Genomic DNA, 13,703 nt, shown 5'->3' on the forward strand with positions numbered 1-13,703 from the left:
TTCGAAGTAAAAATAAAATAAGTAATACGTTATTAGTATATTTATATCGTAAACGTATCATTTTATACAATAAAATAACGTAAACGAAATATATACAAACATGAATGCAATTATAGTTTTCGGAGCCACAGGCGGTACAGGCTACGAAGTAGTAAAACAGGCCCTGGAAAAAGGCTACCTGGTAACCGTTGTAGTCAGAGACATAAGTGCTTTTAACCTGGTGCATAAAAATTTAACTATTACCATGGGAGATGTACTGGTTGCTGCAACCTTCGAAGAAAAACTGCTTGGAACAAGGGCAGTCATTTCCTGCCTGGGTTCTGGTCGTAGTACGAAGCCAACCAAAATCTATTCTGAAGGAATTAAAAATATTGTAGAAGCAATGGTTAAGGCAGGAACGCCACGTTTGATTTGCGTATCTGCAGGCGGATTAGAAACCAATAAAGAAATGGGAGTTTTTACCAGGCTATTAGTCAAACTGGTGTTGCAACCAATATTAAAAGGTCCGTATACTGATATGCGGCTGATGGAAAAGTTCGTCACTGCAAGTCCTGTCGAGTGGACAGTCGTACGACCTGCAAGATTGACCAACAAAACAGCAACAGGTAAATACAGAACGGCTGTAAACACTCCTTTACGAAAACCATTCAGTATCGCAAGAGCCGACCTGGCAAACTTTATGCTGACAATAATTGATGCACCGGAAACTTTTGGTTCCATCGTAAACATTGCATATTGACATCCGGTAACGTTTACAAATTGAATTGCTTGTTGTCTTTTCTTTGTTACGTAAGCAAAAAAGAAACCCGGTTTCGATCTGAGGCCGGCTTCACATGCCAGCCAGGTTACAACTCAACAGCCTGGCGTTAACTATAGTGGAGCGCCTCAAACAGCAACCTCCTTCGTCCCTATATCGCGCTATTGAAAACTAATGATTTTATACAATGTTTAGGTTAGAATTATTTTCAACTTGCATTTATAAAAATGCAACACATGAAATCAAAAATGTCAAAGAAATGGATATTATTCACCGCACTGTTTATGGTGGCTCTTTCCGTTTTAAAGGCTAATCCAAATCATTTATCAAAATCAAAAACTGAGACGAAAATGAAAGACGAAAAGGAATCTATTGAAGCAAAAGAAATTCATTCAGAAGATGCCGGCAATGTAGCGCTAATAGATAAACTATTTATCCCTGCCGGTTCTATCGATGAGTTACTCAGCCAAACAAAGACGGTAGGTAAGTTCATCAAAACATTGCCTGGCTTAATTAGTCAGCAGGCATTTGAATCCAGGGATGAACAAGGCAATATGACACTGATAACTATTGCTATATGGGAAAACAAGGAAGCATTAAGCAAGGCAAAAGATGCTGTTCAGGGAGAATTTCAGCGTTTGAATATCCAGCCGCAGGAATTTATTAAAAGACTAAATATAAAAATGGAAAGATCCATATACAACACACTGGACAACTAAGTGAAATGTAGTTTTCAGCGACGCGACTTTTACAACAGCACAAATCAAAAGATAATTAGAAGTATGCCGTCCCGGCACTTTGACTGGGTTCAGTAGTTGAAAATGTCAGCACTCAAAACAATAACACACGAGTATCCGTAACAAGTACTTTGAGGCATGGTCACAGCAAAACCAAAAAGATGATGAAAATAGAAACCTTTTTACCAGCTGTTTCTTTAAGACCTTTTATAAAGGGATACCGTTTGGTTGAATGTGAAGAAGAAAGGATAAATAAGATTCTGCCAGACACAGCGCTTTCTTTGGCTTTTCGCATACGCGGTGAATTTGGCAGTGTCCACGACAATTATCTGGCTCAACTACCCGCAACGACATTTTCGGGAATACAGAAATCAGTCCGATTTATTCATTACCAAAAAAACACCACGGCAATCATCGTTTTATTTAAAGAGACCGGGGCGGCAGCTTTTTTCAAAGAACCGTTGGATGAATACTTTGAGTTAAGCCTGTCGATGGAAAACTTCGATAGCGCAGGCAGATTATCAACTCTTCAGGATCAATTATGGCATGCGCACAACAATGCCCAGGCAGTTCGTTTAATAGAACAGTATTTAATCGAAAGATTACAGGGCTACCAGGTGGACAAATTAATATACAATGCTATTGAAAGAATAAATGCCGCCGGAGGCAGGCTTAATATACGCGAACTCTCCAATGAGCTTTATATCAGTCAGGACGCATTTGAGAAAAGATTCAGAAAGCTCGCGGGTACAACACCCAAACAGTTTTCTTCAATCGTGAGAATAAAGGCGGTTATTAAGCAGTATGTTGAGCCAGTATCGTTTTATGATCTTGCCCTGGATAACGGGTATTATGACCAGCCGCATTTCAATAGGGATTTTAAGCTTTTTACCGGTCAAACACCGCGCGATTTTTTCCGAAACAAGTCAACCGCTTACTGGTAGCCGCCCTGCAGCTTGCACTGCTATGTATTCAGCGTGTCTATGCATTTTGTTGCCCATTAGCATCACATCCGAGATAATATAATGGCAAAAAAAGAGCGATTCATAAAACAGGCTTACAACAAGGGTACGATGGTCGAAAAATACAACTTGGAATCGCTGCAACTTACAATGCGGGTTATAGCTGGCAAATGGAAAATCCAGATAATTTTGGAATTGATGAAAGGGAAAAAGCGGTTTAATGAACTTGAAAGGGCAACCAGCGGAATTACGCCCAAAGTGCTGATAAGAGAATTAAAAGATCTTGAAAAAACGGGCATAGTAAATCGGGAAGTCCTTAAGACAGCATTACCCGCAGTAGAATACAGCCTGACACCAGCAGGTACCAATTTGCAACCAGTGCTAAACAAAATGCAGAAATGGGCCAAAATTCAAGGACAGTTCTTCCATCTAAAAGGCAGTTAACTATGCTGCCGGAATATTCCCGATACTTATTCAAAACTCACCTGGCATATTTAAGTTGGCTATTAACCCTGTGTTAATACCAAAGAATTCCTTCTATTCCACCCAATAAACGCCTTCCAATAAGCTTCACGCTTAAAACTTGCTGCACAAAGTGCGCAGCGCTTGTAGCCCGCTTTCGGTAATTCATACAACTTTTTAGTTGATATATATCGCTTTTACACATCATTCCCGCACAAATTTGCATGCCCGGTTTTATATGCACATCACTCAACCCGCCCCATGTAAAAACCGCATTAAAAACGTACCAACGATTTACAAGATCACCCCGGAAACTACAATTTTAATTAACCAAGCTAAAACCCCTTTCAAATGAATCGAGTGCTACGCTCCCCCTCTTTCGGGCGTTTTTACCGAGTTCTGTTTATCCTGTTACTGTTCGGGGCGCATACTTCCTGCGCCATTGCACAAAAATGGCGACTGATTCAACCTGCTTTTGCTACCAGCGATGCACCGGTTATTGGCTATTCCGTGGCCGATTATGGTGCAACCGGCGATGGGGCAACCGATGTTACCGGCATTTTCCAGCAACGCCTCGATTCGCTGGGGCTTATCGGGGGCGGTACCCTGTTTGTACCCACCGGCAAGTATGTAATCAAGGGCAGGCTGCGTATTCCCAAAGGAGTTACCCTGCGTGGCGAATGGCAGCAGCCTGTAAAAGGCCAGCCGGTGAAAGGCACCATCCTGATGGCCTATGCCGGCAGGGGCAATGAAACCAGTGAAGCATTTATTTCCGTTGCTTCCGCCGCAGCCGTAATGGACCTGGCAATCTGGTACCCGGAGCAAACACCGGACAACATTACACCCTACCCACCTGCTATCGGGTATGGCAACGCAGCGCTCAGCTATACCAGTAATGGCAATACCACCAGGAATGTGACACTGGTAAATGCTTACAGCGGTGTGGTTTGTATTGTTGGCGGATCGGTGCCTAATATCAATGGGCTTTATGGCACACCGTTGTCACGTGGCGTGGAAATAGACGGTATAGCTGATGTAGGTCATATTGAAAGCATCCATTTTGCGCCAGGCTACTGGTCTGGTTCAGGCCTGCCCAATGCACCGGCTGCAGGCAGCAGTTTTGAATCATGGATCAAACAGCACGGTACTGGTTTTGTGATGCGCCGCAACGACTGGACATATACGAGCTTTATGGACATCGAAGGTTACCATATCGGTTACCATGCTGCGCCCTCTGTTTTAAGTCCGGGCACCGTACCCAATGCACAGAACTATGCCATTAACCTCACCAACTGCGAAACAGGCATTTATGCAGAAGGTATCAGCGGCATTGGTGTGCTGTTCTCCCGTGTAATAACCAGCGGCTGTACCAACGGTTTGGCCATTGGCGGCGGCAGTAACAGCGATGGCACACTGCAACTGCATACCTGTACCATTAGCGGCTCACAAAACGCAGTAAAGGCCGATTCCACCTGCCTGGCGCGCATTATCATGCAACAGTGTACCATTGGCACGGGTAAAGTGGATATAGGCGGCGGCACGTTTATGCCTTCTGATTGTGATTTCAACAATGCCGCACCGCAGATCGTGTTGCAATCTAAATCAAGGGGATTGGTTACCGCCAACCGCTTTAAGAATGCGAAGTCTATACAAAACAATTCCGATTTTGTGGGTATCATTGACAGTGTGCCGGTAACTTTACCGCACATGCCTGCATTTCCCTCCATTGTACAGGGTACACACCAGCCCGCCCGCAAGGCATTGTATGTGGTTACCGATGCACCCTTCAATGCGCGCCACGATGGGGTAACCGATAACACCAGTGCTGTACAGGCTGCGCTAAACAAAGCGGCGGCAGATGGTGGTGGCATTGTGTTTTTACCACCAGGCAAATACGAATTCAACGGGCATCTCAGTGTGCCTGCAGGTGTTGAGCTGAAAGGTGCTTCCGACATTAGTGCTTTGCCCATGAGCCAGGGCGCCATACTGGAGCCGCATGCAGATAAAAACGTACCAACCGGTACACCCTTTATTACGCTGGCAGCCAATAGCGGCATCCGCGGGCTAACCATTAACTACCCTGAGCAAACCTATGCAGCCAATTACCCGGCCAATATCATCTCCTATCCCTATGCCATACGCGCAAGCGGCGCTAACGTGTATATCGTAAACATTGCCATGCGCGCCGTATACCAGGGTATTGACCTGTTTACCAATAAATGTGATAACCACTATGTCGATTTTATCACAGGCCAGTTCTTTAAAAGCGTAATACGTGTTGGCGGCGGATCAGCCGGCGGGCAGATTTCCAATGCACAGGTAAACCCGATTGCTTTTGCTGTAGGCGGTGACGACGAATGGGGCAATTGGCCTAACTCGGCGCCCAGCAATAACAATGGTCCCGTGTACACCTATAACCACTCCAGCCAGGACTTCCTGACGCTGGGTAATTGTTCTAACGAAGTGCTGTTTAACAACTTCGTGTTTGGTCCGGCAAATGGTGTGCTGTTTTTAAGTGAAGGAGCAGGTGCATCAGGCATTTGCCATGGTATGGAAATAGATGGCTCCTCTACTGCCATCAACCTCCAGGGCATGGGCACCGCAGGCTTCGATTTTATTGACGCGGGCGCAATTACCACCAAGGAAAACGATGCAGACACCGGCACTTCCAATTTTAAAACTTCTGCCAGCTTCGCTTCCCGTACATTCAATTTATACAATGGCACTTTCACCGGTTACCCCGGGCAAAGTTTCATTATGAATGGCGGTACCATTAACCTGCAGGGCACCGGCTTCATACAGGCCGGCAATTTACGTTTTGCAGACATCAAAAGCGGCAGGTTGAATATGCACAACGCATCGGTATGGCCGGTACCGGCTATTTTGAAAAACGGTGAGGAAGCCAACTTTTCTGTGCGCTCCTCCATCATGGACAGCACAGGCATCGTTCCGGCCAAAACAGCTGCTTTCAAAAACAACCTGGGTAACGCGTATACGGTGGTAATAAAAGGTGCACTGGACCGCCATGGCTGGACAGCCTTTGCTTCTTCCAATACCAGGGCTGCACAAAATGCGCTCGACAGCACCGACTATACCCGCTGGGATAGCAACGCAGAGCAAGTGCCCGGTCAAACCTTTACGGTTGACATGAAGACGATCAATACCATTCACCGCGTGGTGCTGGATGCAACGCAGAGCATCAACGATTTTCCCGCAGGATATGAAGTGCGCGTTGCCAAAGACACCCTGCACTGGAGCAATCCCGTTGCTTCCGACAATGGCTTGCAGGGTATGACTTTAATCACTTTCCCTGATACGGCCTGCCGTTACGTACGTGTTACGCAAACCGGTTACAAAGGCGGAATGTTCTGGTCAATCCATGAGTTCTATGCGTTTGGCAAAGTAAATGTTACCGGTATCTCCATCCCATTGCCCATACGTACGATAAAACCGGATTCTGCTGCGAAACTTGCAGCGGTTATTACGCCCGCTATTGCCACCAATAAAGCAGTTACCTGGACATCGGATAACACCGCTGTTGCCACTGTTGATACTGCCGGTAAAGTACATGCTGTTGGCGGCGGCACTGCCATAATACGTGTTACTTCGGTTGATGCGGGCATTTATGCCGTCGACACCGTTACTGTACCTGTGGGGCTATCTCCTTACCTGGGCGCCCCCTATACTATTCCGGGTATTGTTGAAGCAGAGAATTTCGACAACGGCGGACAAGGTGTTGCTTATTTTGACAATGATTCTGCCAACAAGGGCGGCAATCAATATCGCCCCAGCGAAAGCGTAGATGCGGAAGTATGTGGCGAAGGCGGCTACGATGTGGGTTCTACAGAACCGGGCGAATGGATGAAATATACCGTGAACGTTTTAAAGGACGGTGTTTATACCTTGGAGGTAAGAGCAGCCTCACCCAATAACGGCAGTAAACTGCAGGTTGAAATGGATGGGGTAAATATCTCCGGCACCGTGAACCTGCCCAATACCGGTGGCTGGCAAACTTATCAGTCGGCCTCGGTAACTACACCGCTGTTAAAAGCCGGCCAGCATATACTGCGTATCGTTATCGGCAGTTATGGTTTTAACCTGAACTATGTGCGCTTCCTTGAATCAACTTCAAGACCTGTGAAGAAGGCAGCCGCTGAAGCAAAAATAGTGGTATACCCCAACCCCGTTACCACCGGCACCATAGGGCTGCAGTTAACCAACCTGCCTGCAGGCAAGTACCAGGTGATACTGGTAAACAACCTGTACCAGCCTGTATTGCAAACGCAGTTAACCGTAACAAGCGGCGTAGCCAACTACAGCTGGCCCTTAACGCGTAACCTGCCTGCCGGTTATTATCACCTGCAACTGGTTACGCCGCAAGGCACACATTTTACGCAGCCGGTATTAATACCTTAACTGCAGCTTTATATAACCGGGCATTGTAATTAAACCGGCAATTGTATTGATGCAACACATGGTATGTTGACAATATGATTGCCGGTTTATAGTAAGCAGCAACCGACGTTACCTATGCTTTCCCTTGCACAATTCCTACTGGTGAGAAAACCGTTTCAACGTTGGTTCAAAGACCTGTTAAACCTGGTAAATGGGCTATTGGATATACCTTGCAATTTTTTGCTATTCCCCCAAACGCAAAAAACCCGCAAACTCAATATTTGCGGGCTTTTGACAGTCTTTGATTATTCATCAAGCGGTGAGGGCGGGATTCGAACCCGCGGTACAGTTTAACCCGTACGGCAGTTTAGCAAACTACTGATTTCAGCCACTCATCCACCTCACCAACCTTTCCTCCGTATTGGAAGGGGTTGCAAAAATAGGAGTTTTGATGAAATCACAAAAATTTTTCGAAGTTTATCGGGTAATTTTTTTGAATAAATATTTGCCGCAGCCCGTATCCTGCAGCCTCACTGCATTGCAGCGCTATACGCATCACTACCAGTCACTTACCGGCAAAAAGAAACCCGGCATTCGCCGGGCACGGATAAGTTTATAGTTGGGTGGTACAGGTATTACATGGCGGCCAGTTGCACTTTCTGCGTTAGCTCCATTACATTTTCACGGAAAAGGCTATCTGTATCCATCAGGTCTTTAACAGTCTGGCAGCTGTGTATTACCGTGGTATGGTCACGGCCGCCGAAATGTTCACCAATGGTTTTAAGCGAATTTTTGGTAAAGGCTTTTGCGAGATACATGGTAATCTGGCGTGCCTGTACAATTTCACGTTTCCTGGTTTTCTGCAACAGCTTATCGTACGATACATCAAAGTATTCACAAACCATTTTCTGAATGGCTTCGATGGTGATTTCCTTGCTGCTTGTTTTAACAAAATTGCGCAGTACCTTTTTTGCAAGCTCCAGGTCAATCTCTCTTTTGTTGAGGGATGACTGTGCCAGCAGTGAAATTAAAGCGCCTTCCAGTTCACGTACATTGGTATTAATGTTATATGCCACGTATTTTACTACTTCTTTCGGCATATCCAAACCATCATTCTTCATTTTGCGCTCCAGTATCTCGATCCTGGTTTCATAGTCAGGAATCTGCAGGTCGGCGCTTAAGCCCCAGCGAAAGCGGCTCAGCAAGCGTTCCTGCATGCCATCAAGATCTTTCGGTGGCTTATCTGAAGTGAGCACCAGCTGTTTGCCACTCTGGTGCAGGTGATTGAAGATGGCAAAAAATGCATCCTGCGATTTCTCAGCGCGGGCAAAAAATTGCACATCATCTATTATCAGTACATCAATAAGCTGGTAGAAATGTATAAAGTCGTTAATAGCATTGTTGCGGCTATGATCCTGGAACTGGTTAATAAACTTCTCGCTGCTTACATACAATACCACTTTGTTGGGATGCAGGCGCTTTACTTCATTACCGATACCTTGTGCAAGGTGTGTTTTGCCCAACCCCACACCGCCATATATAACAAGCGGATTGAATGAGTTAGCGCCAGGCTTCTCTGCTACGGTTTTACCGGCCCTTCGTGCCACACGGTTGCTGTCGCCCTCTATAAATGAATCGAATGTATAAATAGGATTCAATTGCGGGTCGATCTGCATTTTCTTAAGACCGGGAATAACAAAAGGATTTTTAACCGGGTTGTTGATCACCAGCGGAAAGTCCATTTCGTTATTGGTATATACGCGCGCAGTGCTGGCAGGCACATCCATGGTACCATTGCGGCCATTGTTACCACTGTCGACCATGATGCGGTATTCCAGGCGTGCATCTTTTCCAAGTTCCCGCTTCAATGTTTTGGCCAGGAGATTCACGTAATGCTCTTCCAGGTACTCAAAAAAGAATTGGCTGGGTACCTGAATCATCAACACATTTTCTTTTACCTCAATCGCCTTGATCGGTTCAAACCACGTCTTGAAATGCTGCCACTCTACTATATCCTTGATAATCTTCAAGCAATTTGCCCAGACTATATCAGCGGTTTTGGTCATAGTAAATGATAAACGATTTATTATGAGTAATGAATATTCCCAGGGAAAAAAATCCCAAAAAATTCGTTCAATGCACTGAAAAAATTTTTTGGGACAGGAGGGCGAATATCACACCTTTAATGTTGAAAAAAAAATTTTTTAGTCACTTGTTTTTTCGCCAATAATAACAGTATTGGTATGAACCAAATTTTTCTTTCCGCCTCCTGAAATATTTATGTCCAAACGCCCCAATGCCAAACCGCCCCAACCCGCCTGATGCACGACTACGTCGCTGTTCCGGCGATTTTTATATACACGCGGCGCATCGAAAAAACGATGCGTGTGTGCACCCAGAATTACATCTATATCGTATGATTGTTGTGCCAGCCGCTCATCACTCATTATCCCCATGTCAAAATATTTATCCCCAAGGTGCGACAAGCAAATAACCAGGTTACAGTACTCTTTTGTTCTTAAAACGTTCGCAGTTTCATTTGCAGCGGCGATAGGATCAAGGCATTTTGTGTTGCCGTACAAGTTTGCCTGTGTCTGCCCTTTCAAATCAATTCCTATACCAAATACACCTGCTTTAATAATTCCCTTCTCAAATGTTTTGTACGGCACTACCCGTTCTTTCATACTGGTGGCGCTGAAATCATAATTGCAATTCACCACTGCAAAACTGGCATGCTGTAATTGGTGCGACAGGTTATCAATGCCTGCATCGAAATCATGCTCGCCCAATGTAACTGCATCGTACCGCAGCAGGCTCATGGCCTTTATCTCCGGTTCGCCTTTATACAAACTGAACAATGGTGATGGTTGAAAGAAGTCGCCTGAATCGAATAATAATACCTGTGCTGTTGTTTTCCTGATCTCCTGAATCAATGCAGCCCTTGCCTGTATACCGCCCCTGCCCTGCCAGCGCCCGCCATCCATGGGAAAGGGTTGCAGCTGGCTGTGCATATCGTTCGTATGCAGTAATGTAATGCATGCCTTTTCGTCAGCAAGCTGTCGCGCAGCTTTCGCTGAAAAAAATAAAGTACTGCATGATGTAACCGTTTCTTTGAAAAATGATCGCCTGTTAAGGTGCATAGGTTATGCGGTTTTCTACGGCTGCGCCAATGGCTTTTCCATTTTGCGTAAGCGATTGCACGTATCCAACCATTGCATCACTGAACAAATAATTGCTGCTTACCTGCTCCTGTCCACGCAACATCAAACAATTGTCGCCGCCTCCGGCAATGTAATCAGTGTTTGCTATATAATACCATGCATTTTCATTCAGGGGTGCGCCGTCAATCACAATATCCTGCGCCTGCCGGCTGCGTATTTTCATGCTGATGCCTGAGCATGGCCATCCGCTGCGCCCTGCTACATGATCAAGCAGGGAGCGAACAATACTGCCTTTGCATTTCTGCACCACAATAACGTTGTTGTAAGGCATCAGCGCATATATATCCTCAACGGAAACCTCTCCCTTCTGTATGGCCGATCTGATGCCGCCGTAGTTGATGAACGCCGCACTTATATGCACACCTGCCTTTTTCTCCGCCATAGCACGCATGCCATCCGCCAAAAAATTGCCCAAAGCACTTTCCGGCTGTTTTTTATACATCGTAAACGTTGCAAAACCGATAATGGTGTGCATATACCTGTACAGGCTGTCTGTATAAGGCTGAAGAAATTGTTGCATTACACTGTCTGTGCGGTAAGATGCGCGTAGCTCATAATCCCTGTATTGCACCTGCACTGTTCGTTTGGCATTCGTACAAGCAATCACCCAGAAGGTAAGTAATGTAACAGATAGGTGCAGTTTCATAGTTAAGCGTCACATCTCTGAAGATACATCATTTTAATATTTGCCATCACTTAATTTTTTGTTTTCAGCTGCTATATTTTTTTTAGTTTGATTATCCAGTATTTATATAACAACACCAACAAAATATTCTTTTACGTCCAAAGCAAATCAATTACACATACAGCCGCCTATGCAGTATCAATTTAATCGTGTAGGTTTGGGGTTTAAAATTTTATCGTATGTCATTCGAAATTACCGGCAAGCTCGTTGCCAGGCTCGATATTGTTCAACGCACAGAAACTTTCAAAACAAGAGAGTTCGTCATTGAAAAATCTGAAGATATCAATGGTCGCACCATAACCAATTATATTAAATTCCAATGTGTTCAGGATAAAACAAGCATGCCCGACCGCTTTAAACTGGGCGATGATGTAAAAGTATCCTTCAACATCAAAGGCACTAAATGGGTGAAAGATGGCCGCGAGAACTTTATCACCAACCTCGATGCATGGCGCATGGAAACCGTTAAACTCGGCCAGGATGCACCCCCGCAGCAAGGCAACGACACTGGCTATAATGTCAGCAACCCCGCGCCAGGCATCAGCGATGTAGTAGATGATTTGCCCTTCTGAGTTTGAACCGGCAACTATCAGCTATAAACCAATAGCCAGGTAATTTTCACACAGGCAACATCGGTGTTTTAACGGCATTTGCATTCACTACCGGCTAATGCATGCCATAAGCCGGTAATTGTATATTTTTGCAAAGGGGGATGTGTAATCCCCTTTTTTTATTGTCAACTTTTTTAGGATAAATACCTAACACGCATGCAACAACAACTCAGTTTAAAGCTGCTGCCTTCCGAAGCGGCAGACGAATCTGTTATACGCAGCTATATTGCACAGGCTGCAGGCAAAAAGCCGGCTTCGGTTGCAGGCTTTTATATTACCAAACGCTCCATTGATGCCAGGGGCAAACAGCCCTGGATTAACCTCACTGTTCAGGCTTATATTGATGAACCTTTTCAGCAACGCCCGCTGCAGCCTGTTCAATACCCCGATGTAACACAGGCAACCAAAAAAGCCATTGTAATAGGCGCAGGCCCCGCAGGCTTATTCGCAGCCCTGCAGCTGATTGAAAAAGGCATACAGCCCATTGTACTTGAAAGAGGCAAAGATGTGCGTGCACGCCGCAGGGACCTGGCTGCGCTGAATAAAGAAGGCGTAGTAAACCCCGAAAGCAATTACTGCTTTGGCGAAGGCGGCGCAGGCACTTACAGCGATGGCAAGCTGTATACACGCAGCAACAAGCGAGGCGATATTAACCGCATCCTCAACACCTTTGTACAGTTTGGTGCAGAAGAAAGCATTCTTTTCGATGCGCACCCGCACATTGGCACCAACAAGCTGCCGCAGATTATCACTGCCATGCGTGAACAAATCACTGCCTGTGGCGGGCAATTCCTGTTTGAACAAAAAGTAACCGGGTTTATACTTAACAACCAAACGGTACAGGGCGTAACCACACACAGCGGCGACCGGTTTATGGCCCATGCTGTTATTATTGCCACAGGCCACTCTGCCCGTGACATCTTTACATTACTGCACAGCCATAACCTGCTTATTGAATCAAAGCCTTTTGCACTGGGTGTGCGTATCGAGCACCCGCAGTCGCTCATTGATTGCATTCAATACCATTGCAGCGTACCCGCGGTGGCAGCTGTGGCAAGGGATATCATGGTTCGCCCGGTTGAACTGCCACCCGCATCGTATAGCCTGGTTGAGCAGGTTGATGGCCGCGGTGTATTCAGCTTTTGTATGTGCCCCGGCGGCATTATTGCACCCGCAGCAACCAGCCCCGGCGAACTGGTGGTCAATGGCTGGAGCCCCAGTAAACGCAACAACCCTTACGCTAATAGCGGTATGGTGGTACAGGTGAGCCAGCACGATGCTTTCCAGTATTTCAGCAAACAACCGGCCTTGTTTAGTGCACTGGCACCCAACACAAAGTTTAATGAAACCGACCCGCTGCTGCTTATGCATTTTCAGCAGGCAGTAGAACAAAAATCGTTTAATGCAGGCGGCGGCTTGTTTGTAGCACCTGCACAACGCATGGCCGACTTCTGTGAAAACAAAGTCTCTGCCTCCCTGCCCGATTGCAGTTACCTGCCCGGCGTACACAGCACCTCCCTGCAACAGGCCCTGCCCGGTTTTGTATTTAAAAGCCTGCAGGGTGGCTTCAAAGCCTTTGGCAAAAAAATGCGCGGTTATTACACCAACGAAGCCATTGCAGTAGCTACAGAAAGCCGCACCTCCTCCCCGGTACGCATACCCCGCGACCCAACTACCTTACAACACCCGCAAATAAAGGGTTTGTACCCCTGCGGTGAAGGTGCCGGTTATGCCGGTGGCATTGTAAGCGCAGCCATGGACGGTGAGCGCGTAGCACTTGCCATAGCAGCAGTAAGTTAAGGTTAAGGCGTTACCCGCCTGCGGCGGAAGTTGCTTTACTGGTGAATAGTGAATAGTCAATAGTGAATTAAAC

At 46.0% G+C, this 13,703-nt stretch carries 10 protein-coding genes and 1 tRNA gene; 7 read left to right on the forward strand and 4 right to left on the reverse strand.

Going from position 1 to position 13,703, the window contains the following annotated elements; all coding sequences use genetic code 11:
• Window positions 1-100 precede the first annotated feature (100 nt).
• From DXN05_RS21505 to DXN05_RS21525, 5 genes are all read left to right on the forward strand, one after another.
• On the forward strand, window positions 101-739 hold the full coding sequence (locus DXN05_RS21505; protein ID WP_116849359.1) for an NAD(P)-dependent oxidoreductase: 639 nt from the start codon (window positions 101-103) through the stop codon (window positions 737-739).
• Between the two features lie 254 nt (window positions 740-993).
• Complete coding sequence (locus DXN05_RS21510; RefSeq protein WP_147314028.1) at window positions 994-1,476, forward strand: antibiotic biosynthesis monooxygenase family protein; 483 nt, start codon at window positions 994-996, stop codon at window positions 1,474-1,476.
• A gap of 179 nt (window positions 1,477-1,655) precedes the next feature.
• Window positions 1,656-2,438, forward strand: coding sequence for a helix-turn-helix transcriptional regulator (locus DXN05_RS21515; protein WP_211330119.1), 783 nt, complete (start codon window positions 1,656-1,658; stop codon window positions 2,436-2,438).
• 81 nt (window positions 2,439-2,519) lie between these two features.
• Window positions 2,520-2,900: a winged helix-turn-helix transcriptional regulator gene (locus DXN05_RS21520; protein WP_245975270.1), complete on the forward strand. Its 381-nt coding sequence runs from the start codon at window positions 2,520-2,522 to the stop codon at window positions 2,898-2,900.
• Between the two features lie 369 nt (window positions 2,901-3,269).
• Window positions 3,270-7,334 carry a carbohydrate-binding protein gene (locus DXN05_RS21525; RefSeq protein ID WP_116849361.1) on the forward strand — a complete coding sequence of 1,355 codons (4,065 nt, stop codon included), beginning with the start codon at window positions 3,270-3,272 and terminating at the stop codon, window positions 7,332-7,334.
• Window positions 7,335-7,630: 296 nt separating this feature from the next.
• Here DXN05_RS21525 and DXN05_RS21530 read toward each other — a convergent pair.
• The 4 genes from DXN05_RS21530 to DXN05_RS21545 form a co-directional block, all read right to left on the reverse strand.
• A tRNA-Ser gene (locus tag DXN05_RS21530) sits at window positions 7,631-7,719 on the reverse strand.
• Window positions 7,720-7,948: 229 nt separating this feature from the next.
• On the reverse strand, window positions 7,949-9,379 hold the full coding sequence (gene dnaA, locus DXN05_RS21535) for a chromosomal replication initiator protein DnaA (RefSeq protein ID WP_116849362.1): 1,431 nt from the start codon (window positions 9,377-9,379) through the stop codon (window positions 7,949-7,951).
• A 138-nt stretch (window positions 9,380-9,517) separates the two neighbouring features.
• Window positions 9,518-10,453, reverse strand: coding sequence for a bifunctional metallophosphatase/5'-nucleotidase (locus tag DXN05_RS21540; RefSeq protein WP_116849363.1), 936 nt, complete (start codon window positions 10,451-10,453; stop codon window positions 9,518-9,520).
• Window positions 10,443-11,180, reverse strand: a complete 738-nt coding sequence (locus tag DXN05_RS21545) for a 5'-nucleotidase C-terminal domain-containing protein (protein ID WP_116849364.1) — start codon at window positions 11,178-11,180, stop codon at window positions 10,443-10,445. Before DXN05_RS21545 ends, DXN05_RS21540 begins: the two co-directional genes overlap by 11 nt.
• Window positions 11,181-11,398: 218 nt before the next feature.
• On the opposite strand from DXN05_RS21545, the gene DXN05_RS21550 reads away from it, so the two are divergent.
• Both DXN05_RS21550 and DXN05_RS21555 read left to right on the forward strand, forming a co-directional pair.
• Window positions 11,399-11,791, forward strand: coding sequence for a DUF3127 domain-containing protein (locus DXN05_RS21550; protein ID WP_116849365.1), 393 nt, complete (start codon window positions 11,399-11,401; stop codon window positions 11,789-11,791).
• 195 nt (window positions 11,792-11,986) lie between these two features.
• A complete protein-coding gene (locus DXN05_RS21555) occupies window positions 11,987-13,630 on the forward strand; it encodes an NAD(P)/FAD-dependent oxidoreductase (RefSeq protein ID WP_116849366.1) in 1,644 nt (547 codons plus the stop codon).
• Window positions 13,631-13,703 lie beyond the last annotated feature (73 nt).

Source organism: Deminuibacter soli, assembly GCF_003412455.1.
In the GTDB taxonomy this organism is placed as follows: Bacteria; Bacteroidota; Bacteroidia; order Chitinophagales; family Chitinophagaceae; genus Deminuibacter; species Deminuibacter soli.

What these genes read in the sequence shown, in the direction of transcription:
- DXN05_RS21505 (WP_116849359.1), top strand. Translation starts at nt 101, where the DNA reads ATGAATGCAATTATAGTTTTCGGAGCCACAGGCGGTACAGGCTACGAA.
- DXN05_RS21515 (WP_211330119.1), top strand. Translation starts at nt 1,656, where the DNA reads ATGATGAAAATAGAAACCTTTTTACCAGCTGTTTCTTTAAGACCTTTT.
- DXN05_RS21555 (WP_116849366.1), top strand. Translation starts at nt 11,987, where the DNA reads ATGCAACAACAACTCAGTTTAAAGCTGCTGCCTTCCGAAGCGGCAGAC.
- DXN05_RS21545 (WP_116849364.1), bottom strand. Translation starts at nt 11,180, where the DNA reads ATGAAACTGCACCTATCTGTTACATTACTTACCTTCTGGGTGATTGCT.
- DXN05_RS21540 (WP_116849363.1), bottom strand. Translation starts at nt 10,453, where the DNA reads ATGCACCTTAACAGGCGATCATTTTTCAAAGAAACGGTTACATCATGC.
- DXN05_RS21520 (WP_245975270.1), top strand. Translation starts at nt 2,520, where the DNA reads ATGGCAAAAAAAGAGCGATTCATAAAACAGGCTTACAACAAGGGTACG.
- DXN05_RS21525 (WP_116849361.1), top strand. Translation starts at nt 3,270, where the DNA reads ATGAATCGAGTGCTACGCTCCCCCTCTTTCGGGCGTTTTTACCGAGTT.
- DXN05_RS21510 (WP_147314028.1), top strand. Translation starts at nt 994, where the DNA reads ATGAAATCAAAAATGTCAAAGAAATGGATATTATTCACCGCACTGTTT.
- dnaA (WP_116849362.1), bottom strand. Translation starts at nt 9,379, where the DNA reads ATGACCAAAACCGCTGATATAGTCTGGGCAAATTGCTTGAAGATTATC.
- DXN05_RS21550 (WP_116849365.1), top strand. Translation starts at nt 11,399, where the DNA reads ATGTCATTCGAAATTACCGGCAAGCTCGTTGCCAGGCTCGATATTGTT.